The organism is Roseibium sp. RKSG952, from assembly GCF_009711355.1.
Genome location: NZ_SMMF01000917.1, coordinates 1 through 23302 on the forward strand (window position 1 = coordinate 1; position 23302 = coordinate 23302).

A 23302-nucleotide genomic window follows, 5' to 3' on the forward strand; every position below is an offset into this window, starting at 1 on the left:
GGATCCCATGGTCAAGCCATGGGATGACGGCAGAGGTGGCCGTTTCGCCCGCAAGGACAGGATGAAAGAGGTGTCTGGGCCCATTTGGCTGCCGGATGGTCCCGGGCACACCAAATCAGCAACTCCGATGGGGCCGCGTAAAAAAACGGACCGGATGCACGGCAGCCGGTCCTTTTGACGAAAACTGCGAATCGGTCAGGCCACCCGCAAGTCTGCCAGTGTCTTGCCGGAAGCACCCGAATTGGAGAGTTGGCTGAAGACAGCGGTCAGGGTCTCCCGGACAATGGAGACTTGATCCGGAGTGAAGCGCCGGGTCTGGTAGCTCATCAGAATGCGTATGGACCGGTCTCCGTCGATGACTTCCTCCATCACCTCGAATTGCAGACCGAGATGGGAGTCATGCTTGTCGGGGTCAACTTGGCGGAAGGCGATCTTGCTGCCGTCCGGCCCCGGCAGACTGCCGTTCAGCTTGTTTTGCGCATGGATCTGGATGAAGACGTCGAACAGATGATCCCGGCCGGGCGTCATTCCGAGTTCCGCCTCGATCAGGTCGATCGGGATATCGGTATAGGGCAGGGAGCCATTGATCAGGTCGCGGACATGGCGGATCAGGTCACCTGCGGTCGAAAGCTCCGCGAAGCGCAGCCGGTGCGCAACCACTGTTGTGAAGTATCCGATGGTGTCGAAGAATGCAGGATCCGTGCGGCCGGAGGCCGAGGTGCCGATCACCAGATCCGAGAGGCCGCCTATGCTCTTTAGTGAGACGGCAATCGCCCCGTAGACGACGTTGAACAGCGATGCGCCATTGTCTTTGGCGAGCGCATAGAGGCCTTCCGATACGCTGTTCTCCAGCTTGATTTCGACCCAGCCACCAGCAGCCGACTGGTCTGATGGCGTCTCGAGTGCTGCTTTGTCCTTGAACAACTCCAGGGTTTTGGGCGCGTTGCGGAGCATGCCGGTCCAATAGGCGAGATGCTGCTGATTGACGCCTGATGCGGCCTGCTTGCGGGCAAACTCGTGAAACGGAACCGGTTGATCGTCCCAGACCGGTGCCGTTCCGGAGGCTCTTGCGCCATAGGCCTCTGCGAGCTCGTCCATCAACAAATTGACCGACCATTCGTCGAGGGCGATGTGATGGAACAGGAAGGACAACACCTGCCGGCCGGTGCAGGGGTCGGTGAGAAACCGCAGCCTGACCGGAAGTTCGGACGCAAGGTCGAAGCGATGACCTGCCTCGGAATTGCGCTCCACGCCAAGACTGTCGCTGCTCGTCCAGAACCACTTGTAGTCCCCGATTTCGTGCGCTGGCACCACCTTCTGCCGCACCTCGCCGTTGCCGTCTTCGACGAAGAGAGTTCTGAGGGCGGAATGGCGTTCGATGATGTCGAAAAAGGCTTGCTCGAACACTGTCTCGTCAACTGTGTCGAGGAAATCCAGCGCAAAGGGCAGGTTGAAAATCTCGCTATAATCAAATGCCGAATAGATCTTCCAGAGAGACATCTGGGCATGGCCGAGGGGCGAGACGAACATGCTGCCCGAAGCGGTTGAAAGTTCGACCGACCCGTCGCCTATGGCTTTCTTGCCGTCGTCGACAATCCACGCATGACAGGCAAGCGTTGCCGCAGTCGGGTTGCTGAAGAGGTCATTGAACCGCACTTCGATGCCATGGTTGTGCAAAAGGCGGCCGATAATCCGGGTTGCGACCAGCGAATGGCCGCCAAAGTCGAAGAAATCGTCCTCTGCCGAAAGCTGCGGCGCAGACAGCGCTTCACGGAATTCGGTTAGAATTGCGGTCTCGATCGCACTTGTTTCGGTGCCCTGATCCGCAACCGGGGGCCTGTGCTCATGTCTTGTGGTATCGTGATTGGCTGCCGCTGCAACGGGCGTGACCCTATGCAGCAGAGGCAGTTCTTCGGCCTTCGCATCCGTCAGATATGCGGCAAAGCGTTCCAGCAAGACAGCGCCGGCACCGCTGTTCATGTGTTGTCCGGCCGTCAGCTCGAGCACAATGTTGCCATTCGTGTCGAGGCCGGCGGCGAGCTCGAGATCCGGACGCGGCTCCGATGTTGGTAGTGGAAGCCGGACAAGGCGGATGTCTTTCGCCTCAAAAAAGGCGTTTGGGCCGGATATCCAGCGAACGGTAACGTCAGGTGTGTCTCCGCCCGGCAGCTCTTCAAGTGTTTTTCTGCTCAGCTTGTTATGGACGAGGGTTATCGCTTCATCGGGAGTGATCCGGGAAGATATCACCGTGGCTGTCATGTCACGTCCGGCATGGACCTGCGACTGATCGCAGAGGCGCTCAAAAGGGGAGGCGGGCAGACGCAGTACGACTTGCTCATGTCCGCCGACCGCACAGACAAACCGCGCAAATCCGGCTGCAACAATTGATAGAACAGAAGACGCGCCGGTGTTGTGACCGGTCAAGACCCTGGAAAGGCGGGTCGAGAATGTGACCCCGTATCGATGCGCCAGTGACGTGGCTTGGGTCCGTTCGTTGCCAGCAATCCCGAAACAGGAGACCGAAACGGATTGCTCAAGGTCGGTTTTTCGAAGGGCCGGGATCGGTGGGGTTTCGCTGGCGAAGAAATCCGTCGCGACTTCGCCCGCGCCGGATATTGGGCCGTTTTCCGACCCGTCGATTGACCGGCCGTTGAAAGCGTCGGCGAACGCCCGCAAAAAGGTCTCTGGCGCAAAATATTCCGCCACCACGCTGTGAACGAGCGGAGCCAGTAGAACATTGTCCGGACACAGAAGAACCAACACCTTGAAGGGAGGTTCCGATTCGGAGATCCAGGGGGCAGCCTGATGGTCGAGGATCATGGCAATGGCATCGGCTTCGCACTGCGCGTGCCGCAAGTCCACACTGGTTACCGATGCAGGGGCCGGAAGCTTCTGCAAATCACCTTCTTCGGTGAAGACATAAAGCATGCGCAATTCCGGTTGCGCCTTGATGACGTGGTCGAGCGTCTGAACAATGCGGGCAATGTCGACGTCGCCTTCGATCCGGTAGGCCGTGGCATGGCGGAACACGCGGTCGCCGTTCTGTTGTTGCGCTAACCATGTGGTTTCCTGGTGCCGGGTCAGGCTATAGGAGGCATCCCTTACCGCTTCCTCTGCAAGGATATGCGTATTCATAACGGACCGGTCCGGGTCAGTTGGATCCGGCCGAGCGCTCAAGCCCTCGCCAAACTTCTGGAATTCGCTTTGTGTCAACAGCCGGTCGAAACTTCCGGTCATGCCTGTCTCCTGATGATCGTCATCGTGCCGGTCAACCGGCAACGAGCCGTGCGATTTTGAAAGCGGCTAGTCCCGGGGAAACGGTTGTTTATCCGGTTTGGCTGATATGCGTGAAAGATCTCCGAAAGCTGCGCCCGGCTGCAATTCGGGGCTGTTGGCTTTCAACGACGGAATGTCCAGTCCCCGGGACACCGGCAGTGCGAACGGTGTTCGGCCAGGCTCAAAGGGATTGCATCCGCCTCAGGAGATCCTTTCAGAGCACTGGCATAGCAGGGGTGGTCAACTGAGGCAATAAAACTTGCAAATAATACTCATGTTTTATTTTTTAAGAAATACACTCAAAAAGTGTTCTTAAGGCTGTAGCACCGGGAGGAAGGCACCTCAGATGTGCGGTGCCGGTGGGTATCAGTTCGCAGGGGCGACCGGTGTCCCGTCGTGCGCCGCCCAGATTTCGAGGGCATCCAGCATATGCTCGGCACTTGCAACGGTTGGGCTGATCACTTTTGCCGGATCGAGGAACAGGACACGTCCTTCCAGCGCCGGTTTCATGAAACGGCTCCAGCCGGGCACGATCTTGTCGAGCGCTGCCCGCGTTCCTGCTTCGTCGCGGGCCTCGGAGGCGTAGCTGTTGAGCAGGATCAGCATGTCGGGATTGAGCTTTCCGAACTGCTCCGCACTCAGCGGCATGGAGAGGATTGATCCAAGCCCGGCCCCTGCAGCCTGTTTCTCGTCGATCTGCAGTGGCTGATAACCGAGGTCGTGCAGAACCTGCACCATTCCCGAAGAGCTGCCGACGACATTGAGCTGATCGGTGATGAAAACCCCGAGAAAGGTTTTGTCTGCTTCCGTGTCCGGCACACTGCTCTTGAAGGCGGCCAAACGTTCCAGATAACCGGACTTGCGCATTTCAAAGGTTTTTTCCAGCCCTAGAAGTCTCGCCAGGTCCTCCTCGATGTCAAACCCCTGGACTCTGCCGGTGGTCACCTTTTGCATGTAGACCGGGGCGGCCGTGGCAAGCTGGCCAGCCTTCCCGGCATCAAGCTCGGTGGCGAGGATCAGGTCCGGTTCCAGCGCATTGAGTTTTTCAAGGTCCGGTTGCCCGAACGGTCCGATTCCTCTCGGCTTGGGAAGCCCTTCGCCGAAAACGGTATCTATGAAGTCGACCGCTATGACGAAATCCCCATCGTCTGTCCGTCCGTAGCTGCCGGTGAGTTGAACGCCCAGATCCACAAGCGGCAAACCAAGCAAGGGTTCGTGCATCACGACAATGTGCTGCGGATTTTCCGGGATGTCGACCGTGCGGCCGGTATCGTCGACAACGGTCCGGTCAGCTGCATGTGCGGGCAGGGACAGAAGCGCAAAAATGGCGAATAGCGGTGCGGACAATTGTGGTGCGCGCATGAGAGACCTTTCAATGGGACTGCAGTCTGCGAAATGCCTGAAGACGCAGGGCCAGAATAAACAGGGGGACGCCGATCAGTGTCAGGCTCAACCCAAGGGGCAACGGCATGGTGTCTGACAGACCGCGTGTGAATGCGTCTGCGGCAATCACAAGAAGACCGCCAGTCAGACCCGACAGGAAGAGACGCGCCCGGCCAAGGGCGGGTGACAGGAACCCTGCAAGATGTGGTGCCAGAACACCCAGAAACACAAGCGGTCCGACCGCAGTCACAGCACTCGCACTCAGGACAACCGCAAACAGAAGCACCAGGGGCCGCGAAATCGCGACCCGCTCTCCGAGAGCCATGGCCATTTCCGGGCCGAGTTCATAGCGGGCCAGCGTGCCACCCAAACCGAGGATCCCGGCGATGCTTGCGAGAAACAGCGGCGTGAACCAGGCAATGCCTGGCCAGTTCGCCTGAAACAGCGATCCGGCAAGCCATTCGGACAGGGCCAGAGAGGTTTCGGGCGGCAGATACAGGATCAGGAACGCGCTGAAGGAGGACAGAACCGACTCAAGTGCGATCCCGGCCAACACTATGGAGAGGCCAGCCGAGCGGTTGCCTCCGACCAGCCACAAGAGAATTGCCGCCACAAACAGGCCGCCAGCCACCGCTGCAAGGGCCACAAGCCCTTTTGGTGCAAAGGGGGCGGCCACCAGCAAGAGCATGATCATGATGACGGAACCCTGACTGAAACCAAAAAGGCCCGGATCGGCCAGCGGGTTGCGGGACAGGGACTGAAGCATCGCGCCGGATAGCGCCACGGCCCATCCGACCATGAAGCCAAGCACAATGCGTGGCAGGCGGACGTCCCAAAGCGCATAACTGTCGGTGGCCGGCAAGCGGGACCCGATGACATTGCTCAAAAAATCAAACAGGCCGGTGTCGGTTTGCCCAAGCCCCAGAGACAGCGCGGCAAGGACAACGACGGCGCCTGCCAGCACAAGGCCTGCCCGGAGATTTCCGGTTCTGATCTGCAAGCCATTCGCGAGCCGCAGCACCCGCTTTTGGTCGGTCGCCGTGCCGCGCCTGATCATGATGCCTCCCGGCCGCGCGGGGTGAGGTAAAATCGCTTGACGATGAGAAGGAAGACGATGCCGCCGAACAATTCCGTCACAAGACCGGTATTGACCATAATGGGTTTCAATGCTTCGCGGGCGATCAGGTCCGCAATCAGGCAAAGGATCGCTCCGGTCACCAGACAGGCGGGCAGGGCCCTGGCCAGATTGTTGCCGGCGAACGGCCGTACAATATGTGGTACGATCAGTCCGATGAAACTGATCGGACCACAGATCGCGACGGCGGACCCGCTTCCAAATACGGCCGCCAGAAATGCCAGTCTGGAAGTGATCTTCACGTTGACACCGGCCGAGGCCGCTTTTTCAGGCCCGAGCAGGATCAGGGTCAGCGGGCGGGCAAGGGCTGCCAGCGCCAGGATCGACAGGGCGCCGATCCACCAGAACAGCGCCAGCCGGTCGATATAGGCGTGGTTGATGTTTCCCGTCAGCCAGCTCAGGAACTCGTTGCGGCTCATCGGATCCGAAAGAAGCAGCGCGTTCGTGAGACCGGTGAACAGCATGGAGACAAGGGCGCCTGACAGGATCAGCGACAACCCGCGCGGATCGTTCCGTCTGCCTGCAAAGCGGGCAAGGGCTGTGCTTGCGAGAAAACCGAAAACCGCTCCGAAAAGCGCGGCCGCGCCTTGCACGGCCGTTCCCGCCTTGAACAGGAGTGCGCTGGCGACAAGGAACAGGGCAGCCCCGGCATTGACGCCCATCGTCGAGGGAGAGGCCAGCGGATTGCGGACAAGGCTTTGAAGGACAAAACCGCTGACGGCCGAAACGCTTCCGGCATAAAGGGCAATCAGGCTCCGGGGCAGGCGCTGGTACAACAGGACGGCCTGATCATAGCTGTTTGCCTCGAAACTTTTGAAGGCGGTCAGCAGCTCCGGAACCGTCCCGGGTTCGAACCCGTAAAACAGATGCAAACCGGTCAGGAGCACGAGCAGAACCACCGCTGCTGAAACAAATAGAATGGGTTTGCTCATCAGATCCGTGCTTCGGCGGGCGTGCGTTCGGGGACGCAGATCAGACGGCCGTCCTGCGGGAAAAGCCGGGTTTTAATGTCGAACACCTGCTCGATCATCGGGGCGGTGACGGTTTCGCAAACCGGTCCGGCGGTCACGCAAGTGCCTGCCCGCATCAAAACGGCATCATCGGCAAATGTGGTTGTCAGATTGAGATCGTGAAGAACGGCAACCACGGTCTTGCCGCGCCGTTCGGTCAGGTCCTTGACGAGTTCGAGGATGGCGAATTGATACTTCATGTCCAGATGATTGACCGGCTCATCCAGCAGGATGATGTCGGTGTCCTGTGCCAGAACCATCGCGATCCAGGCCCGTTGGCGCTGACCGCCGGAGAGCTTGTTGACGGGTAAACCGGCCTTGTCCGAAAGTCCGACAATCTCGAGCACGGACCGGAACAGGTCGCGGTCACGCCTGGACGGGCCGCCGATCAGGCCATAGCGGTTATAACCGGCCAGTTCGATCAGCTCGCCCAAGGTCATGTAATCGGGGCAAAAGCAGTCCTGCGGCAGATAGGCAATCTTGCGTGCCAATGTCCTGCGGCCGGAGCGTGAAATGGGGGTCTTGTCCAGAAGGATCTCGCCCGACGACAGGGGCAAAAAACCCATGATCGCCTTCAAAAGGCTGGATTTTCCGCAGCCATTCGGGCCGGCAATTGCGGTTAGCCGCCCGGGCCGGAACTGGACCGAGACATCGCTCAGGACGTTGTGTTTACCGTATGCCGCGCAGACATGCCTTGTTTCCAGCAAAACGGGCCTCTTGATCTTTCGCAATGCGGAAGTCTTTATACTATTTGAAACGAGCCAGCAATTTAATAGCCAGCCTTTCGTCTCGTTCCCAATCCAATCAAGAGCAGAATTGATGACAGTCCCAAGGAAACTGCATATTGGCATGTCGCTCGCCCCGACATGGCTCAGCGGCGACGCATGGCGCCGCGCAGACAGCGGTGTTGAAGGTCTCTATGGAGGCGACTTTTACGTTGACATCGCAAGACGCGCCGAAGCGGCGAAACTGGATTTCGCGTTTCTGCCGGACTCGCTCTTTTTGAACACGGGCCTGATCGAAACCGGAATGGGGCTCGGCAGCCTTGATCCGACTGTGCTTCAGGCCTTTGTTGCCCGGGCAACGGAAAAAATCGGTCTGCTTTCGACGGCCTCGACGACGTTTTACCCGCCCTACATCGTCGCCCGGCAGATTCAGTCCCTCAACTGGCTCAGCAAGGGACGCGCGGGCTGGAACATCGTGACCGCGCTAGACGGCAATGCCAATTTCGGCCTGACCGACATGCCCAGCCCGGAAGAACGTTATGCGCGGGCGGCCGAGTTTGCGGAGGTGGTCCAGCTGCTGTGGCAGAGCTACCCGGCAGACGCGCTGAAACTGGATCGGGAGAGCGGCCAGTTTGCGGACCCAAGCCGGGTCAAGCCGATAGATTTTTCCGGCCGTTTCTTCGACGTGAAGGGGCCTTTGAACGTGCCGCGCTACGGCAAGGCACCTGTCCCGCTTGTTCAGGCGGGGGCTTCAAATGCGGGCCGGGCCTTTGCGTCGTCCGTTGCCGATGCAATCTTTGCCTCCACGCCGGACAAGGCAGCGGCGGCAGAGCTGCGCGCGGACCTGAGAGCGCGGGCCGAAGGCCATGGACGGCGCGGCGATGACATCCGCCTTCTGCCCGGTCTCAGCCTGTTTCTCGCCCCGAGCCGCAGCGAAGCCCGAGAGATGTTTGCCGAAACGAATGCCCGGTTGAGCCGGGAACGCGGCATTGCGACGGTGCGGGAAATGACCGGCCTTGACCTTAGCGATTGGGCCGCCGGGCGGAACGTGACCGCAGCAGACCTTCCGCCGCCGCCCGAAAAGGTGCGCAGCCGCACACATGCCCAATTGTTGCGCCGGATGATCGAACGGGATTCTCCGGCAGTTCAGGACCTGTTGCGGCGTCCGGAAGTCGTTGGATCGGCACATTGGCAAGTGGTCGGCACCGTGGACGACGCGGTGGAGCAAATCCGCGATTGGGCCGGGTCCGGCGCGATTGACGGTTTTGTCGCGTTTCCGGGCGGGTCTACCGGCGTGGTCGAGCTGTTTCTGGAAGGCGTAGTGCCGGAGCTGTCCCGGCTCGGCCTGTTCCGTACGGACTATTCGGGATCGACTTTTTTCGATCACCTGAAAGAAGACTGACCCTGCATCAGGGCTTTAGCCACTGTCTTCATCCCATGACTTGATCGTGGGATCCATTCAGTTCTTTAAACACGGCCTAACCTGGGTGATGTTGCGGCATGGATCGCCGGATCAAATCCGGTGACGAAGGTGGGGGCTGGGCGGGCGCTCCCGTTCGCCAAGGCTCCTCTGGAGCAAAAATGCCCGGATGCAGGAACGTCCGGGCAGAGGTGTCACTCATCAGCGGAAAGCAGACCGGCGGCCGCAAAGGCCGCCGTGCCCCCGGTCTCTCGGGCGAGATCCGCGCCACACTGAACCAACCGGTTCTGGTCAGACGGGTCTGACTGGCGCCCGGCATTCGTGACGGTCGTGAGGGCGCAGACTATTTCCTGCTGGGCATCGAACACCGGCACGGCCTGCCCGGCGATCCCTGGCAACAGGTGGTCGGTCAGTTCGGCGCGGCAGGTCTGCCGGATGGTTGCCAGCCTGTCTGAATCCGGCGCGTTTCCACGAAAATGATCCGGCTGCATGGCTCTTGCCGCCTCTATCCGGCCTTGAGGCAGGAATGCCTGAAACACATATCCGCAGGCGGAATTGTCAATCGGCAGGACATCTCCGAGACCCACCGAACTGATTGCGAAATAGGCACTTCGATACCAGCGCACCAGTGTCGGGCCGCGCTCGGTCCAGATCGCAACACCGGCGCTTGAGGCCGAGCCGTTGGCCAGGTCTTTCATCACCCGCGCGGCCAGCTCGACCGGTTGCACCCGCTTGAGCGCGGCCGCGCCGATGTCCAGTGCTGCCGGGCCAAGATCATAGAACCCGGTTGCGGGATCCTGCCGGGCCAGTCCTTCCTTGACCAGACTTTGCAGGTAGCGGTGGGCGGTGGGGCTGCCTGTTCCCGCTTTCCTGGCGATCAGGCCGAGGGGCAGGGGCGTTTCCGCATTTGTCAGAATCCGGAGAAAGCGGCCAGCAATGGCGACCGACTGGACGGTTCCGGTGCGCCGCTCGGTGGTCTCCGCATCAGACGGTTTTTCCATGAACACACTTTCTGGCTTGTGCCTGTTTCTGGTGACGCGCCGGTTTCGTGCCGTGTGCCGGACTTGCGCGTCACCTGGATAAACACTTTCTGGCGAGTGGAAAACTACAATAATTTCAATGGCGCGAATATATGTTGCAATATTGCAACAAATAACTTGACTTTTATATTCATATTGAAATGAAGAATGTTTTCTGCAATGTGAAATACCTAGGTCGGCAGGGGCAGTCGTGGGGGCGGCGTCCGCTCTGCGCATCCTCCGGCCATTCCGTGTTTGCAGTCGCGCCAGCCACAGCCAGCCGGGAACCGGGGCAGAGAAATTTTCAGGAAAGAAAAATGAAATTGAATGCGCATGCGACGCTGCTTGGCAGCTCCGCGATCGTCAGTGCCATGTTGATGGGAAATACCGGCACTTGGGCACAGGATGTGCCACAGGCTTCGGATCCGAATGCAACCCTTCTGGAAACCATCATCGTTCAGGGTGACCACATCGCCCGGCGATTGCAGGACACGGCGAGCTCGGTTGCGGTTGTGTCAGAAGGCGATCTCGAGGCCCGTCCTGAACAGGAAAGCGTGCAGCAGGCCATCGAAGATGTTCCGAACGTCAATTATTACAGCACGGTTGGAACAGCTCCGGTGATCCGAGGTCAGGACAGCCAGGGCCCGAACACGGGGGCGATTGCCTATCTGGGCGGAACGGTGCCGCGCGCGACAATCAATGTCGACGGCCAGTACCTGAGCTATCTCGAATATGTCTATGGCCGCCAGTCGACCTGGGATGTTCAGGGCATCGAGGTGTTCCGCGGACCGCAGACAACATCGCAGGGTGCCAACAGCATCGCCGGCGCAACAATCGTCCGGACCAATGATCCGAGCTTTGATCCGGAAGCGGCGTTTCTTGCGGAATATGGCAGCTACAACACCCACCGGGTGGCCGGCATGGTCTCGGGTGGCCTGACGGACGACATCGCGGCGCGCGTGGCGATGGATTATTATGGCCGCGACACATTCATCGACTATGTCAATTCCGCGTTTCAGGAGGGGCAGACCGATCAGGACATCATGTCCTTCACGGGGCGGGCCAAGCTCTTGTGGACCCCGAGTGCCATTCCCGGGCTGACCGCGAAACTGACCTATGTCCAGACGCAGAACAATCAGCCGACCTCTGAATCGGCGATGGAACCCTATGACGATCTCGACAACACGGCGACGAACATGCCGAGCTTCTATCAGCGTGTTCATACAGGTGTCGGCGATATTGCCTATGAGTTCGCCAATGGCATGGAGTTCACCAACCAGACCGTCTATTCGCACTCACGGGTCAAGAGAACTACAGACCCTGTGGACGCGGGGACCGCGAAAATCCATGAGAACACCTTTTCGAATGAATCAAAACTCGGGTTTGGCGGTGACGAGAGCCCTTTAAATGGTGTTGCCGGCATTTTCTACGCCCACACTTCCTCGGATGACAGTCTAAGCCCCTACACTTCTCGAGGAATCGGGGAATCACGTCTAAGTGACGAAAAGGATAGCCTTGGAGTGTTTGCCGAAGCCGACTATAGCTTGAGCGAAAAACTGACTTTTACAGGAGGACTGCGGTTTCAGGCTGACTGGAAACAACGGACCGGTTTTTCCGGGTGGGCAACCAACACCGTTGGCGCTCCGGATGGCAGCCTTGACTACGATGAAACCTTTACGGCGCTGTTGCCAAAGGCTGTTTTGTCCTACGATCTGACGCCGAACGTCACTGTCGGGGGATTGGTGAGCCGCGGGTACAATCCCGGTGGGACCTCCATCGACTTCGGCAACATGCAATGGACGACCTTTGAGGAAGAAACACTCTGGGACTATGAAGTCTTTGCCCGGGCCAATCTTCTTAATGACCGTCTTTTCCTGTCCGGCAATCTGTTCGTCATGGACATCTATGATGCACAGCTTTTCGTCACCAGTGATCTAGGCAACGGGGTGAACGGCACGACGACGGTCAACGCCTCCAGAGCCTACTCGTATGGCGCGGAGTTTGCGGCAAGTTACCAGATTTTGGAAACTGTGAGGTTTGATGCAACCGCGGGCTTGCTGAAAACGCGCATTACCGACTTCGACGGGGCAGAGGATCTTGAAGGCAATGCGTTTGCCAATGCGCCTGCATACATGCTCGGGTTTGGGGCGACGTGGGATGTTCTGGACAATCTGGCCCTCTCGGCCAACGTCCGGCACACGGACGGTTACTTCTCGGACGTTTTGAACACCCAGGCGTTTGAAGTCGACCCCTATACGATTGCGAGCGCGCGTGCGGTCTACCAAGTGCATGATCATCTTCAGATCTATGGATATGTCGACAACATCTTTGACGAACGGGTACCGACCTATCTGCAGAATACGCGAGCCGGGTTCGATGTTGTGACAGAAGGCTACATGACGGCTCCGCGGATGTTCGGGATTGGCCTGAAGGCGACTTTCTAAGGTTCGTCAAGTCTTTCGTCTCCGGCGGTGCAGGGCATCGCCGGAGTGTTTTCCTCTCCCGGATTGGGGTGCCAATCCAGTCTCAATCACACAGCGCTTGGACAAGCGTGCTCATCCTATCGGAGAACTGCTGATGCTCTGCGAAACCGCGACGGTTCCAACCACCTCCGCATCAAAATATCTGCAGCAGCTTTGCAAGCACTTTGCCCACAAGGTTTCGGTCCAGTGGGATGCGGAAAAGGGCGAAGTCGATTTTCCCTATGGTGATTGCCGGATAGACGCCACGGACACCGGTCTGACCTTTTCCTGCAAGGCGGAAGACGCCTCGAATCTGTCGCAGATGAAAGAGGTGATCGAGGATCACCTGAAGCGCTTCGCCTGGCGCGAAGACCTGAAATTCAGCTGGACACAGATGGCTTGACGTTTCGCTGCTCCCGGCCGGTCCTTGCCGTGGTTTACATCTGACACAAAGCGTAACTCCGCCAGGTATGAGAGCGCCTGTCCGGTCTCACTGGGCCCCTCGGCAGGAATGCTGATGGTCTGCCAGCTACCTATCCATGCCCGATCAAATTGCGTATGATCCCTTCTGCTTCCTTTGATCGATGTCGGAGGGCAGGGAGGAGCGGGCGATGGCGCAATCTGAAACATCCGTGGTGGCCGGCGGCGAAAGGCCTGATCCGATTACGGACGACACGGTCCAAGCGCTCCTTGAAAGCAGCCCCTATGCTGTGCTCGGTCTGGATGAGCAGCTGCGGGTGGGCTATGCGTCGCCCGCGATCACCAGCCTTCTGGGGTGGGCTCCGGAGGACGTATGCAGGTGCGGGCTGACGCTTCTTGCTCCGCAGCAGGATGCCAGTTTTCTTGACTGGCTGAACACCTTCAAGCTCCGTCATTCGCCGATCCGGGGGCGCAATCGCTTGCTCAGCAAGTCGGAAGGGCTGATTTGGGTGGACGTCACGCTGAAACATCTGGCGGCGGCAGGAGCTGGTTCATGCGCGTTCGGTCTCTATCTGCAGGATGCGGCCGGCTTGGTCGATCTGGAGGAAGCCCTGATCGGTCTGAGCCCGAAAGACGAGTTAACCGGTCTTGCAACAGCCGGGAGTTTCCGGGAAAACCTGCCTCGCGAATGGGCAATGGCGCGGCGCGGGAAAACGCCGCTCAGCCTTTTGTTGATCGAGGTCGCGCGTCCCGACAATCCGACGGGATGGGAGCGTCTGTCTTCCCAGCATGCGCTTGCCATTGCCCGTGTCATCCGGACCGTGGCGCGCCGGCCATCCGATCTGGCCGTCCGCCTCATCGAAAACCGGTTTGCTGTCCTGCTGCCCAACACGCCCGAGGCTGCGGCCTTGGCCATTGCGCAAAAGATCTCCAAGGCATTGGAAGCGCCCGCTCCCGGAAGCGGCGGAACATCCGGGCGAAGTGGCTTTTGCACCTATATCGGCGCTGTCACGGCTCTGTTTTCAGGCCCGTCCTCAGGTGAGGATCCGCTGGCCTTGCCGGAGGCCGCGAAACTGGCGCTCGTCAAGGCACGGACGGGGAGCCCAACCATGATCGAAACCGGAAGACTTGCTTAGCGCGCGCATGTCCGTTTCCGGAGCGCTGGGCGTCAGGGCTCGCATGCACGGGCGTAAACCTTCAATTTTGACGGTTCAGCCAAGCTTGTCCGGTAAGCATCACTGGCGATAGGGAGGAGTTGTCGAGATTGAAGACAATGCCACTGATCTTTCAGCGAAGGTCATACGCCCTCGCCGTAACAGCAGGTTCTTACCGTTTGGTTCTCTAGAATAGAAAATGGTCGGAGTGAGAGGATTCGAACCTCCGACCCCCTCGTCCCGAACGAGGTGCGCTACCAGGCTGCGCTACACTCCGATCCAATATTTTTGATTCCTGAAGCAATTGCCCCGGAAACCTCGGGAACAACGAGTGTTGCCTCGTTGTGTGGGCGCTCATTTAGCACCGGTTTTTTGATCCTGCAAGAGCTTTGCGAGGCGGATGGTGGAAAAACGGTCATTGACCGGTTGTCCGCCACCAAGCAGTGGAAAAACCGTTCGAATTTGCCCGATCCAGCCCCGAAATGCATATCTGGAAAGGTCGAATTGGGGAAAACTCTCCGGATTGGCAGAAAACGGCGTATTCGAGCCTCTTGCGCTTTTCGGCACTCCCGCGTATACACCGCTTCCACGGCCTTGGGGTGTAGCCAAGCGGTAAGGCAGCGGTTTTTGGTACCGCCATGCGAAGGTTCGAATCCTTCCACCCCAGCCAGTTTTTCCATAAAAACGAAATTGTTTCAGGCGCGGTCTAGTTCGGATCGACAAACCGTACGGCTTTTTCGTAGATCAGCAGCGCGACGCATCCGGTCTTGCTTCCCGGTGAATGCCGGGTCCCTGGCGGGTTGATGACGAAGGAACCGGCCGGGTAGCTGCCGTATTCATCATACTGGTCGCCTTCCATCACATACAAATGCTCGTATCCGACGTGCTCGTGCAGGGCGACGCGTGCACCTGGTTCGTATTTGAGGATGACTGCGGCCGGACCGCCATTGTCTTCGCGGTAGAGCCAGTGTGCGGTAACGCCTGGCCTGAAAGCTTGCCAATCATTGTCGTGGAGTTTTTGTGTCGCGAGTTCGATCAGGTCGGGTAGAGTTGTTGTGGTGGTAAGGTCGGTCATGAGTGGTTCCCCAGTCTGATTATGTGAGTGAAGTGTTTTTGCATTCTCCCTGGGTCATCCCGGATCGGCGTCTTTGTGCCAACTGGTCTCAACCCAGCCGAGCCAGATCATGATCCAGAGGGTAAACACAAAAGGTGCGGACAGTGCCGGGATTCCCAAGTATGCGAAAAAGGAAATCCCGATTGTTGCAATCAAGGCGCCGAGAATGGCCAAGCGCAGCTTGGCGCCGCAAATGACATAGGTGGATACAGCTCCAAGAACGCCGTTAAAGCCGTAGAGGCCCAGATTGACGCTCGAGGGATCCGCATGGCTGTAGAAATAGGCCACATACGTCCCGATGAATGCTCCAAGCAAGGCGACGATGGCGTGCCGCCAGTTGCTGACGAGAACGCCTAAAAAAAACAGGATGCCGGACGCTATCGTGGGTGAGAAGACAGCTTCGCCAAGTCCGTGAACCACGGAAATCACCGGATGAAATGATGCCGGAAGAGGCGTTGCCGCTCCTGTATGCGCGATGGCCGGCTGCAGAAAACCGACATGTGGTTCCAATGCGTAGAGACCCCAAAAGACCAGAATGAAGGGCAGGGCGGTGATCGGTAGCGGAATGATTACCACCAATATACGCACCAATATCGCCGCTATGACGATGCTTGCGAGCAAGACGGCCCACATGCTGTAGCTTGTCCAGCCGGTTGCGAAAAACGCAGGCAGGGAAATGGCGATCAGGCAGGGGTTTAGCCCCGGGGCGCCGGTCGGGATTGTGTGCCTGTGTCCAAGGAGCATGCGGACGCCCGGAGCCAGAAACGCAGCCACAAACATGTAGGCAGCAGCGATCGGGCTGGCGACAAGAACGGCCGCGAGGAAAAAAAGGCCGGTCAGCTCGTTTGTCTGAAAGCAGAGTTGCGAGCAGCCCCTGAGGGCAAGCCGCCAATAAGGGACATTGCCGTTTTCGATTTTCGGGAGAACATAGTCGACAAGCGGTGTCATGGCTGCGAGATCCCGGGTAATTGCAGTGAATGACGGCCGGCAGGCTGTTCATGGAAGCCGGCCGTCACATGATCTCACTTCAACATTTCCAGAAGGTCTTCAGACTTGCAGGTGTAGCCCACAATGCCACCCTGGGATGTCAAGCTCCGGAGGGTCATTTCCTTGAATTCGGGGAAATAGCTGTCGGTGCCGTCTTCGACCAGAAGGCAGTCAAAACCGCGGTCATTGGCATTGCGCATCGTGGTTTGTACGCAAACTTCTGTTGTTACGCCGGTGAATACCAGGCTGCCGATGTTTCGTGTGTACAGATAGTCAAGCAACTCGGTGCGATAAAACGAGTCCTTGCCGGGTTTGGAGATAACAAGTTCGTCTTCCCGGGGGTAGTTTTCGTGGATGAAGTCTGAACCTGCTTCACCGTCAATCAAGATGCGGCCCAGGTTCCCGCGGTCGCCAATTCTCAGAGACGGATTCCCTCTGTTTCTTTTAGCGACCGGAAGGTCAGAAAGATCAGGCTTGTGGCATTCCTTGGTGTGGATGACTGGAAGGGTGTTTCTGCGGAAGGCTTCCTGAAGCTTTGCAATCACCGGGATGCAGCTCTGGACATTCGCAATTTTGTTTCCCAGTGTGTCTGCAAAACCACCGGCCATGATGAAGTCACGTTGCATGTCGATGCATATCAGGGCGGTATGGTTGATGTTCAATTCGAAATCGAAGGGTTTTGCTTTAACGATTGGCATTTTTACAATCTCCCTTTAGCGGGGCGATGCTCCGCATGGCAAGAGACTATACGTCATCCCTTGCAGCGGAAACAATATTACTGTTTTTTGTCTTGTTAAGCTTGTTTAGGCAGGTGTCATGAAATTGAAAATGCAATTTCAGGTTGGTGGAACATTGATCAACAGCCTCGAACCATTCCAATGTGGGGCTGTCTTTTCATTATTCCAGTAGTCGATGAAATTTTTTATGCGAGAGACAATTTAAAGAAAACCGTCAAGCAAACCAAGTGACTTAGCCTGCTGGTGCGGACAGGAGTGTTATAGTGTTCCCTATAGTGGAAAGCCAGGGCCGGTGGCGGGCCCTGGCTTTCCTTCAGCTGAAACATTTTTGGGGCGGTTTCAGCTTGTCTTGGAAACTTGTGCTTCGGTTGGCGGTGTGGTGGCAATGCGCGAAGTGACCTCTGAGTCTTCGGCTAGCCGACCTTCGCCTGCCTTGTAAAAGAACTGGCTCGCGACCAGCCAGCCTTTCAAAGGCCGGAGTGGCGGTATGCATGTCAGAAGCAAAAAGGGCAGGCTCGTAAACAGGTGGACCCAGTAAGGTGCCGTATAGGCAACTTCGATCCAGATCGCCAGCGCGACGCTGGGAACGCAGCCGAAGCAGATGACAAAAAAAGCGGGGCCATCTGCGGGGTCTGCAAAGGAATAGTCCAGATCGCAAGCTTCACACTTTTGGCGAAGGGTCAGAAATCCCTTGAACAAATGACCATTGCCGCACCGGGGGCACTTGCCGAAAGGGCCGGTCTTGTAGGGCGGGATCTTCGGATAGGTTCGGTCGGTCATTATTTCGCCTTCGGTCCGCTTCACCGGGAGCGGGTAACGGTCCAGCCTTCGGTGAAAGCAGGTTTTAAGTGGACGCATGGTGATGGAAAAAATGAATGCAATCAATATTTAATTGAATGTATAATTGCGTCAAACTGTCTCCCTGGTATTGGATCAGACAATCAACGAATCGTATGTATGCGGTCTGGCCAGCAAATCAGCCAGTCGAGACATGGCCTCGCTTAGCTCTGCCCTGGTTTCCGGAGCGCCGAGGCTCAGTCGAACCGCTTCAGGAGCTTGCCCCAAGGAAAAGGCGTCGCTTGCCACCGGATAAAGCCCAATCTCCTGCGCTTCGTCAACAAACTGGTTTCGGGTCCAGTCTGGCGGTAGCGTCAGCCAGGCATGAAAGCTCTCCCTTGCGCATTGAAGAAGGGGGGCGGGCAGGAGATCAGTTGCAATCCGGCTGCGTGCGATTGTCTCCTCGGCGATGGCGCGGCTCATATCCCGTGCCAGACCGGTTGTTATCCAGTGTGCCGCAAGAGAGCTGAGAAAGGGCGGCATCATGCCCGTCGTGGCCCTTGCGGCAAATGTCAGCCGCTTCAAGGCATGCCGGTCCGGCGCGACGACATAGGCGATCCGTAGAGCCGGCGATACGCACTTGGCAAGCCCGGACACATGATAGGTCAGATCCGGTGCGAGGCTCGCCAGAGGAGGAGGGCTCTCCGGGCTGAGGTAGCTGTAGATATCATCTTCGATCAGCGGAATTCGGTGCCGCCGCGCGATCTCGATGACTTCGATGCGGCGCTCCGAGGATAGTGTCGATGTGGTCGGGTTGTGAAGGGTCGGGTTCAAGTAGATTGCAGCTGGCGCATCTTTTTCGCAGATCTCTCCAAGAGATGCGGGGAGAATACCTTCATGGTCCATGGCAATGCCGATCACCCGAAGACCGAGAAGAGCTCCAAGTGCTCGGATGCCCGGGTAACAGAGCGTTTCGGCTGCAATCACCTTCCGGGAGTGCGTGAGATGCCCTATGATTGCCGTAAGCGCGCTCTGTGTTCCGGGAAAAAGCATGACGCTGTCCGTGGATATCTCCGGCAGCTGCTTTTTGAGCCATTCAACCCCTGCGGCGCGATCCGTCTCCGTGCCGCCGGGGTGTTGGTAGCGTAGCAGGTCGCCCAACTCCTGTTGTTGACCGACAGTCTGCCAGGCTTGGGCAACGCGCAAGCCAAGGTGAGGTGCATTCGGGACGGGTGGCTGGTTCATGCCCAGGTCGCGTTTCGGGTTGGCAGTTTTCACTGCTTTGACGGACTTTACAAAGGTTCCACGCCCGACCGCAGCTTCAATCAGCCCCCGGCGTCTGCCTTCTGCATATGCGCGGCTGATTGTTGTGAAATCCACGCCCAGATGGTCAGCCAGCTGCCTTTGAGGTGGCAATTGTGTGCCTGGGAGAAGCGTTCCTCCGGATATGTCGGACACCAACGCCTCTACAATTGCCAGATAGATGGGTTTGCTGTTTGTGTCGAGTTTGGGTGTCCAAGTGGGCAATATATAGTATCCTCATTCCCGGTAGTTGGCGCGAGCGTCTCGCGCGCTAATATTATATTGTATGTAAAATTGTTTGGATAGATGTCCCTTAGCCTCAAACAGCGTCTCTTAGAAAAACGGTGTGCTGAATGGGCGTTCTCATCATGTGGATAGCGGCTTTTTACAAAATGGCACTTTCTTAGAATGACAATTCTTGCGCTCGGATCACTCGTGCAATATGAGCAATGTGAATCGTCAAGTGCTATTTGATTTTTGGGGTGTATATTTTGAAAGATCTTGGTTTTTCCCGATTTGAAAATGATGTTTCAGATGCAGTTGTTTGCTTGGCGCTTGCTGCCGCTGCCGAAGTCCTTGATGTGTACGGAACAGACTTCTCAAGTGAAGGCAAGGCTGATGGATCTCCCGTCACGCAGGCCGATGCCAGGGCGGAGAAGGTTATCCTGTCCGGTTTGCGGGAACTTTTCCCGTCCGTACCGGTTGTCGCTGAAGAAGACGTTGAGGCGGGACATCTCCCAAGCACGGGCAACCGGTTTTTTCTTGTTGATCCGCTTGACGGAACCAAGGAGTTCATCAGCCGCAACGGGGAATTCACTGTCAATATTGCGTTGATTGAAAATGGTGTTCCTGTGTTCGGTGTCGTCGTGGCACCAGCTCTTGGCTCTGTTTATTGGGGCGGCTCCATTCCGGAAGACCTTGGTGGAACAGCCAATGCCAGTGCCGTGGCATACAAGGCGCATGCGGAGGGGCAGAACATTCGGGATGCCGTCTCCATCTTTGTACGTGAAGTCCCGTCTGAAGGATTGACGGTCCTGGCCAGCCGGTCCCATTGCTCTGCTGAAACGCAAGCGCTGATTGACCATCTTGATGTGGCCGAGCGGGTGTCCGTCGGTTCATCCTTGAAGCTCTGCTGGGTTGCCGAAGGCAAGGCAGACCTCTATCCCCGCCTCGCACCAACGATGCAGTGGGATATTGCTGCCGGGGATGCGATCTTGCGGGCAGCAGGCGGGCACACGCTTTACGCGGACGGGCTTTTGCCGTTTGCATACAAAATTCCGGAAAATCCGACGAAAGATGATCTTCGCAATCCGCATTTCATCGCGGTTGGAGATGCCAAGCTGCTGCCGGAATTGAAGACATTTGCTCGAGACAAGCCGGCCTAGGTCAATGATCAGAAACCGCTGCCGTGGTTCGGCTGCGGAAGCAATAGACGAAAGCAACGAGGTATATTGATGTCCCTCCCAGAAGAGCGCCTTTCGAATCTGAAGCGCCTTGAAGCGGAAAGCATCCACATCATCCGCGAGGTCGCAGCGGAATTTCGCAATCCGGTGATGCTTTATTCCATCGGAAAGGATTCCGGGGTGATGCTGCATCTGGCGATGAAGGCTTTTTACCCATCCAAGCCTCCTTTTCCGCTGCTTCATGTCGACACGACGTGGAAATTCAGGGACATGATCAAGTTCCGGGATGAAACGGCGGCAAAACTAGGCCTCGAATTGCTGGTTCACACCAACAAGGAAGGCGTGGAAAAGGGAATCAACCCTTTCGACAACGGCTCGTCGGTGCATACGCACATCATGAAAACCGAAGCCTTGAAACAAGCGCTCAACAAATACGGCTTTGATGCGGCCTTCGGTGGTGCCCGGCGCGACGAGGAAAAGTCTCGGGCCAAGGAAAGGGTCTTTTCTTTCAGGAATGCGGCTCACGCATGGGACCCGAAAAACCAGCGGCCGGAGCTCTGGAACCTTTACAACGCACGCGTGGCAAAAGGCGAAAGCATTCGGGCATTTCCGCTGTCGAACTGGACCGAACTCGATATCTGGCAGTACATCCTGATCGAGAATATTCCGATGGTTCCGCTTTACTTTGCGGCGAAACGCCCGGTCGTCAATCGTGACGGTATGCTGATCATGGTTGACGATGACCGGATGAAGCTGCTGCCCGGCGAGGAAATAGAAGAAAAGATGATCCGTTTCCGGACGCTTGGCTGTTATCCGTTAACAGGTGCAATTGAGTCAGACGCCACTACATTACCGGGGATCGTTCGCGAGATGTTGATCGCACGTACATCGGAGCGTCAGGGCCGGTTGATCGACCAGGATGAAAGCGCCTCCATGGAAAAGAAGAAGCGCGAGGGATATTTCTAATCATGAGTTATGCAGAGCCCCTCCAGAACGCCCCGGCTGAGCTTGAAGCAGAGCAGGCGGTTACGGAATACGTCCGGTCCCAGGAAAGCAAGGACCAACTGCGGTTTCTGACTTGTGGTTCGGTCGATGACGGCAAGTCCACCCTGATCGGCCGTCTCCTGTTCGATACCAAACTCATCTTTGAGGACCAGCTGGCCTCGCTGGAAAAGGACAGCCGCAAGCACGGCACAGTTGGCGAAGAAATCGATCTTGCCCTTTTGGTGGATGGCCTTGAGGCCGAGCGCGAGCAGGGCATCACGATCGACGTTGCCTACCGGTTCTTTGCGACCGACAAGCGAAAGTTTATCGTGGCCGACACCCCGGGCCACGAGCAATATACCCGGAACATGGCGACCGGTGCGTCTACCGCGGATCTTGCCGTGCTTCTGGTTGACGCGCGCAACGGCTTGATGGTGCAAACCCGCCGCCATGCTTTTATCGCATCTCTCCTGGGCATCCGGCATGTGGTGCTGGCAGTCAACAAGATCGACCTCGTTGATTATTCTCAAGAGCGGTTCGATGAAATCCGGGAGGAGTTCGAGCAGTTTGCCAACGGGTTTGATTTTGAAACCCTCGTGGCAATTCCGATGTCGGCCCGGTTTGGAGACAATGTCACCGCGCCGAGCCAAAGCATGCCCTGGTATTCCGGTCCAACCCTGTTGGGCCATCTGGAAAGCGTTCAGATCGGGGAGCATGAAAAGGACCGTCCTTTCCGGTTCCCGGTGCAATGGGTGAACCGTCCGAATCTTGATTTTCGCGGCTATTCGGGAACAATCGCTGGCGGACGTGTCTCTGTAGGCGATGAGGTCATCGTTGCTGGACCGGCAAAAACCTCCCGTGTTGCCAAAATCATTTCTCCGGCTGGAGACGTGGAGAGCGCGCGTGCCGGTGAGGCTGTGACGATCACTCTTGAAGACGAGATCGACATTTCCCGTGGCGACCTGCTGGCCGATCCGGCGGCACGCCCGGATGTCGCCGATCAGATGGCGGCTCATCTGATCTGGATGTCCGAAGACGCAATGTTGCCGGGACGGTCTTATCTCCTGAAGATTGGTGCCAAGACCGTCAATGCGACCGTCACGGAGATCAAGCACAAGATCAATGTCAATACGTTTGAACAAATTGCAGGAAAATCGCTCGATCTGAACGAGATTGCATTCTGTAACTTGTCTCTGGCAGCGCCCGTTGCTTTCGATCCCTACGAGGCGAACCAGCACACGGGGTCGTTTATTCTGATCGACCGGATGACCAATCAGACGGTCGGTGCCGGTCTGGTGTGGTTCGCGTTGCGGCGTGCGACCAATATTCATTGGCAAGCGCTTGAAGTCGATCGCAAAGCGCGGGCAAGCTCGCTCGGACAAAAACCTGCGGTATTGTGGTTTACCGGATTGTCCGGGTCCGGCAAATCCACGATTGCCTCATTGGTTGAAAAGAAGCTGCATGCGGAAGGCCGACATACGTATTTGCTTGATGGCGACAATATTCGCCACGGGTTGAATCGTGACCTCGGCTTTACGGACGCAGACCGGGTCGAAAACATCCGCCGTGTGGGTGAGGTGTCCGGACTGTTTGCCGATGCCGGTCTTTTGACATTGGTCTCCTTCATTTCTCCATTCCGCTCCGAGCGCCGGATGGCGCGCGACCTGATGGAGGCGGGCGAGTTTATCGAGATCTTCGTCGATACGCCGATCGAGGAGTGCAAGAAGCGCGACCCGAAGGGCCTTTACAAGAAGGCAGAAGCCGGTGAGATCAAAAATTTCACCGGTATAGACAGTCCATATGAAGCGCCGAGTAGCCCCGAGCTTCACTTGCACAATATTGGCCGCAAGCCTGAAGATGTTGCCGACGAGGTGATCGACTATTTGCGCAACAACGGGTTCCTGAACAGCGCCGACTAAGAAGTCCTTAGGCAATTGTAAAAACGCCGGGCCTTGATCAAAGGCCCGGCGTTTTTGTTTGGCGGGAAAAGGGCA

General features: G+C 57.4%; 18 protein-coding genes and 2 tRNA genes. 8 read left to right on the plus strand and 12 right to left on the minus strand.

Going from position 1 to position 23302, the window contains the following annotated elements; all coding sequences use genetic code 11:
• Positions 1 to 195: 195 nt before the first annotated feature.
• From E1297_RS20270 to E1297_RS20290, 5 genes are all read right to left on the minus strand, one after another.
• The gene (locus tag E1297_RS20270) at positions 196 to 3237 is read right to left on the minus strand and encodes a condensation domain-containing protein (RefSeq protein ID WP_244327824.1); all 3042 of its coding nucleotides are present in this window, start codon (positions 3235 to 3237) and stop codon (positions 196 to 198) included.
• Positions 3238 to 3642: 405 nt separating this feature from the next.
• Positions 3643 to 4638 (minus strand): ABC transporter substrate-binding protein, encoded by a 996-nt coding sequence (locus E1297_RS20275; protein ID WP_155141650.1) that lies wholly within the window; start codon positions 4636 to 4638, stop codon positions 3643 to 3645.
• A gap of 10 nt (positions 4639 to 4648) precedes the next feature.
• A complete protein-coding gene (locus tag E1297_RS20280) occupies positions 4649 to 5713 on the minus strand; it encodes a FecCD family ABC transporter permease (RefSeq protein WP_368669631.1) in 1065 nt (354 codons plus the stop codon).
• Entirely contained in the window at positions 5713 to 6726 is a 1014-nt protein-coding gene (locus E1297_RS20285; RefSeq protein WP_155141655.1) for an iron ABC transporter permease, read from the minus strand. Before E1297_RS20285 ends, E1297_RS20280 begins: the two co-directional genes overlap by 1 nt.
• Positions 6726 to 7511, minus strand: a complete 786-nt coding sequence (locus E1297_RS20290) for an ABC transporter ATP-binding protein (protein WP_244327825.1) — start codon at positions 7509 to 7511, stop codon at positions 6726 to 6728. The genes E1297_RS20285 and E1297_RS20290 overlap by 1 nt, the downstream gene beginning before the upstream one ends.
• Positions 7512 to 7623: 112 nt before the next feature.
• Between E1297_RS20290 and E1297_RS20295 the strand changes: the two genes are divergently transcribed.
• Positions 7624 to 8931: an NtaA/DmoA family FMN-dependent monooxygenase gene (locus E1297_RS20295; protein ID WP_155141660.1), complete on the plus strand. Its 1308-nt coding sequence runs from the start codon at positions 7624 to 7626 to the stop codon at positions 8929 to 8931.
• A 212-nt stretch (positions 8932 to 9143) separates the two neighbouring features.
• Here E1297_RS20295 and E1297_RS20300 read toward each other — a convergent pair whose 3' ends face one another.
• Entirely contained in the window at positions 9144 to 9950 is an 807-nt protein-coding gene (locus tag E1297_RS20300) for an IclR family transcriptional regulator (protein ID WP_155141662.1), read from the minus strand.
• 335 nt (positions 9951 to 10285) lie between these two features.
• Between E1297_RS20300 and E1297_RS20305 the strand changes: the two genes are divergently transcribed.
• The 3 genes from E1297_RS20305 to E1297_RS20315 all read left to right on the plus strand — a co-directional run bounded on the left by E1297_RS20305 (position 10286) and on the right by E1297_RS20315 (position 13986).
• Positions 10286 to 12412 carry a TonB-dependent receptor gene (locus tag E1297_RS20305; RefSeq protein WP_196223370.1) on the plus strand — a complete coding sequence of 709 codons (2127 nt, stop codon included), beginning with the start codon at positions 10286 to 10288 and terminating at the stop codon, positions 12410 to 12412.
• A 133-nt stretch (positions 12413 to 12545) separates the two neighbouring features.
• Complete coding sequence (locus E1297_RS20310) at positions 12546 to 12833, plus strand: DUF2218 domain-containing protein (RefSeq protein WP_155141665.1); 288 nt, start codon at positions 12546 to 12548, stop codon at positions 12831 to 12833.
• A 208-nt stretch (positions 12834 to 13041) separates the two neighbouring features.
• Positions 13042 to 13986 (plus strand): diguanylate cyclase, encoded by a 945-nt coding sequence (locus E1297_RS20315; RefSeq protein WP_196223371.1) that lies wholly within the window; start codon positions 13042 to 13044, stop codon positions 13984 to 13986.
• 218 nt (positions 13987 to 14204) lie between these two features.
• Here the strand turns inward: E1297_RS20315 and E1297_RS20320 are convergent.
• Positions 14205 to 14281, minus strand: a tRNA-Pro gene (locus tag E1297_RS20320).
• Between the two features lie 318 nt (positions 14282 to 14599).
• On the opposite strand from E1297_RS20320, the gene E1297_RS20325 reads away from it, so the two are divergent.
• Positions 14600 to 14674: transfer RNA gene (locus tag E1297_RS20325), tRNA-Gln, on the plus strand.
• Positions 14675 to 14710: 36 nt separating this feature from the next.
• On the opposite strand, the gene E1297_RS49880 is transcribed toward E1297_RS20325, so the two are convergent.
• The 5 genes from E1297_RS49880 to E1297_RS20345 form a co-directional block, all read right to left on the minus strand.
• Positions 14711 to 15079 (minus strand): cupin domain-containing protein, encoded by a 369-nt coding sequence (locus E1297_RS49880; RefSeq protein ID WP_209015888.1) that lies wholly within the window; start codon positions 15077 to 15079, stop codon positions 14711 to 14713.
• Between the two features lie 54 nt (positions 15080 to 15133).
• Positions 15134 to 16066: an urea transporter gene (locus E1297_RS20330; RefSeq protein WP_209015889.1), complete on the minus strand. Its 933-nt coding sequence runs from the start codon at positions 16064 to 16066 to the stop codon at positions 15134 to 15136.
• 74 nt (positions 16067 to 16140) lie between these two features.
• Positions 16141 to 16803 carry a cysteine hydrolase family protein gene (locus E1297_RS20335; RefSeq protein WP_155141669.1) on the minus strand — a complete coding sequence of 221 codons (663 nt, stop codon included), beginning with the start codon at positions 16801 to 16803 and terminating at the stop codon, positions 16141 to 16143.
• Positions 16804 to 17181: 378 nt separating this feature from the next.
• Positions 17182 to 17622 (minus strand): DUF983 domain-containing protein, encoded by a 441-nt coding sequence (locus E1297_RS20340; RefSeq protein WP_155141671.1) that lies wholly within the window; start codon positions 17620 to 17622, stop codon positions 17182 to 17184.
• Positions 17623 to 17775: 153 nt separating this feature from the next.
• Complete coding sequence (locus E1297_RS20345; RefSeq protein WP_155141673.1) at positions 17776 to 19146, minus strand: PLP-dependent aminotransferase family protein; 1371 nt, start codon at positions 19144 to 19146, stop codon at positions 17776 to 17778.
• A gap of 257 nt (positions 19147 to 19403) precedes the next feature.
• Between E1297_RS20345 and cysQ the strand changes: the two genes are divergently transcribed.
• The 3 genes from cysQ to cysN all read left to right on the plus strand — a co-directional run bounded on the left by cysQ (position 19404) and on the right by cysN (position 23227).
• Positions 19404 to 20306, plus strand: coding sequence for a 3'(2'),5'-bisphosphate nucleotidase CysQ (gene cysQ, locus E1297_RS20350; protein WP_368669626.1), 903 nt, complete (start codon positions 19404 to 19406; stop codon positions 20304 to 20306).
• 69 nt (positions 20307 to 20375) lie between these two features.
• Entirely contained in the window at positions 20376 to 21290 is a 915-nt protein-coding gene (gene cysD / locus E1297_RS20355) for a sulfate adenylyltransferase subunit CysD (protein ID WP_155141677.1), read from the plus strand.
• Between the two features lie 2 nt (positions 21291 to 21292).
• A complete protein-coding gene (cysN, locus tag E1297_RS20360; protein ID WP_155141679.1) occupies positions 21293 to 23227 on the plus strand; it encodes a sulfate adenylyltransferase subunit CysN in 1935 nt (644 codons plus the stop codon).
• Positions 23228 to 23302: the final 75 nt, after the last annotated feature.

Coding starts and splice junctions, on each gene's coding strand:
- E1297_RS20270 (WP_244327824.1), bottom strand. CDS start 3,237: ATGACCGGAAGTTTCGACCGGCTGTTGACACAAAGCGAATTCCAGAAG.
- E1297_RS20275 (WP_155141650.1), bottom strand. CDS start 4,638: ATGCGCGCACCACAATTGTCCGCACCGCTATTCGCCATTTTTGCGCTT.
- E1297_RS20285 (WP_155141655.1), bottom strand. CDS start 6,726: ATGAGCAAACCCATTCTATTTGTTTCAGCAGCGGTGGTTCTGCTCGTG.
- E1297_RS20295 (WP_155141660.1), top strand. CDS start 7,624: ATGACAGTCCCAAGGAAACTGCATATTGGCATGTCGCTCGCCCCGACA.
- E1297_RS20300 (WP_155141662.1), bottom strand. CDS start 9,950: ATGGAAAAACCGTCTGATGCGGAGACCACCGAGCGGCGCACCGGAACC.
- E1297_RS20305 (WP_196223370.1), top strand. CDS start 10,286: ATGAAATTGAATGCGCATGCGACGCTGCTTGGCAGCTCCGCGATCGTC.
- E1297_RS20310 (WP_155141665.1), top strand. CDS start 12,546: ATGCTCTGCGAAACCGCGACGGTTCCAACCACCTCCGCATCAAAATAT.
- E1297_RS20315 (WP_196223371.1), top strand. CDS start 13,042: ATGGCGCAATCTGAAACATCCGTGGTGGCCGGCGGCGAAAGGCCTGAT.
- E1297_RS49880 (WP_209015888.1), bottom strand. CDS start 15,079: ATGACCGACCTTACCACCACAACAACTCTACCCGACCTGATCGAACTC.
- E1297_RS20330 (WP_209015889.1), bottom strand. CDS start 16,066: ATGACACCGCTTGTCGACTATGTTCTCCCGAAAATCGAAAACGGCAAT.
- E1297_RS20335 (WP_155141669.1), bottom strand. CDS start 16,803: ATGCCAATCGTTAAAGCAAAACCCTTCGATTTCGAATTGAACATCAAC.
- E1297_RS20340 (WP_155141671.1), bottom strand. CDS start 17,622: ATGACCGACCGAACCTATCCGAAGATCCCGCCCTACAAGACCGGCCCT.
- cysD (WP_155141677.1), top strand. CDS start 20,376: ATGTCCCTCCCAGAAGAGCGCCTTTCGAATCTGAAGCGCCTTGAAGCG.
- cysN (WP_155141679.1), top strand. CDS start 21,293: ATGAGTTATGCAGAGCCCCTCCAGAACGCCCCGGCTGAGCTTGAAGCA.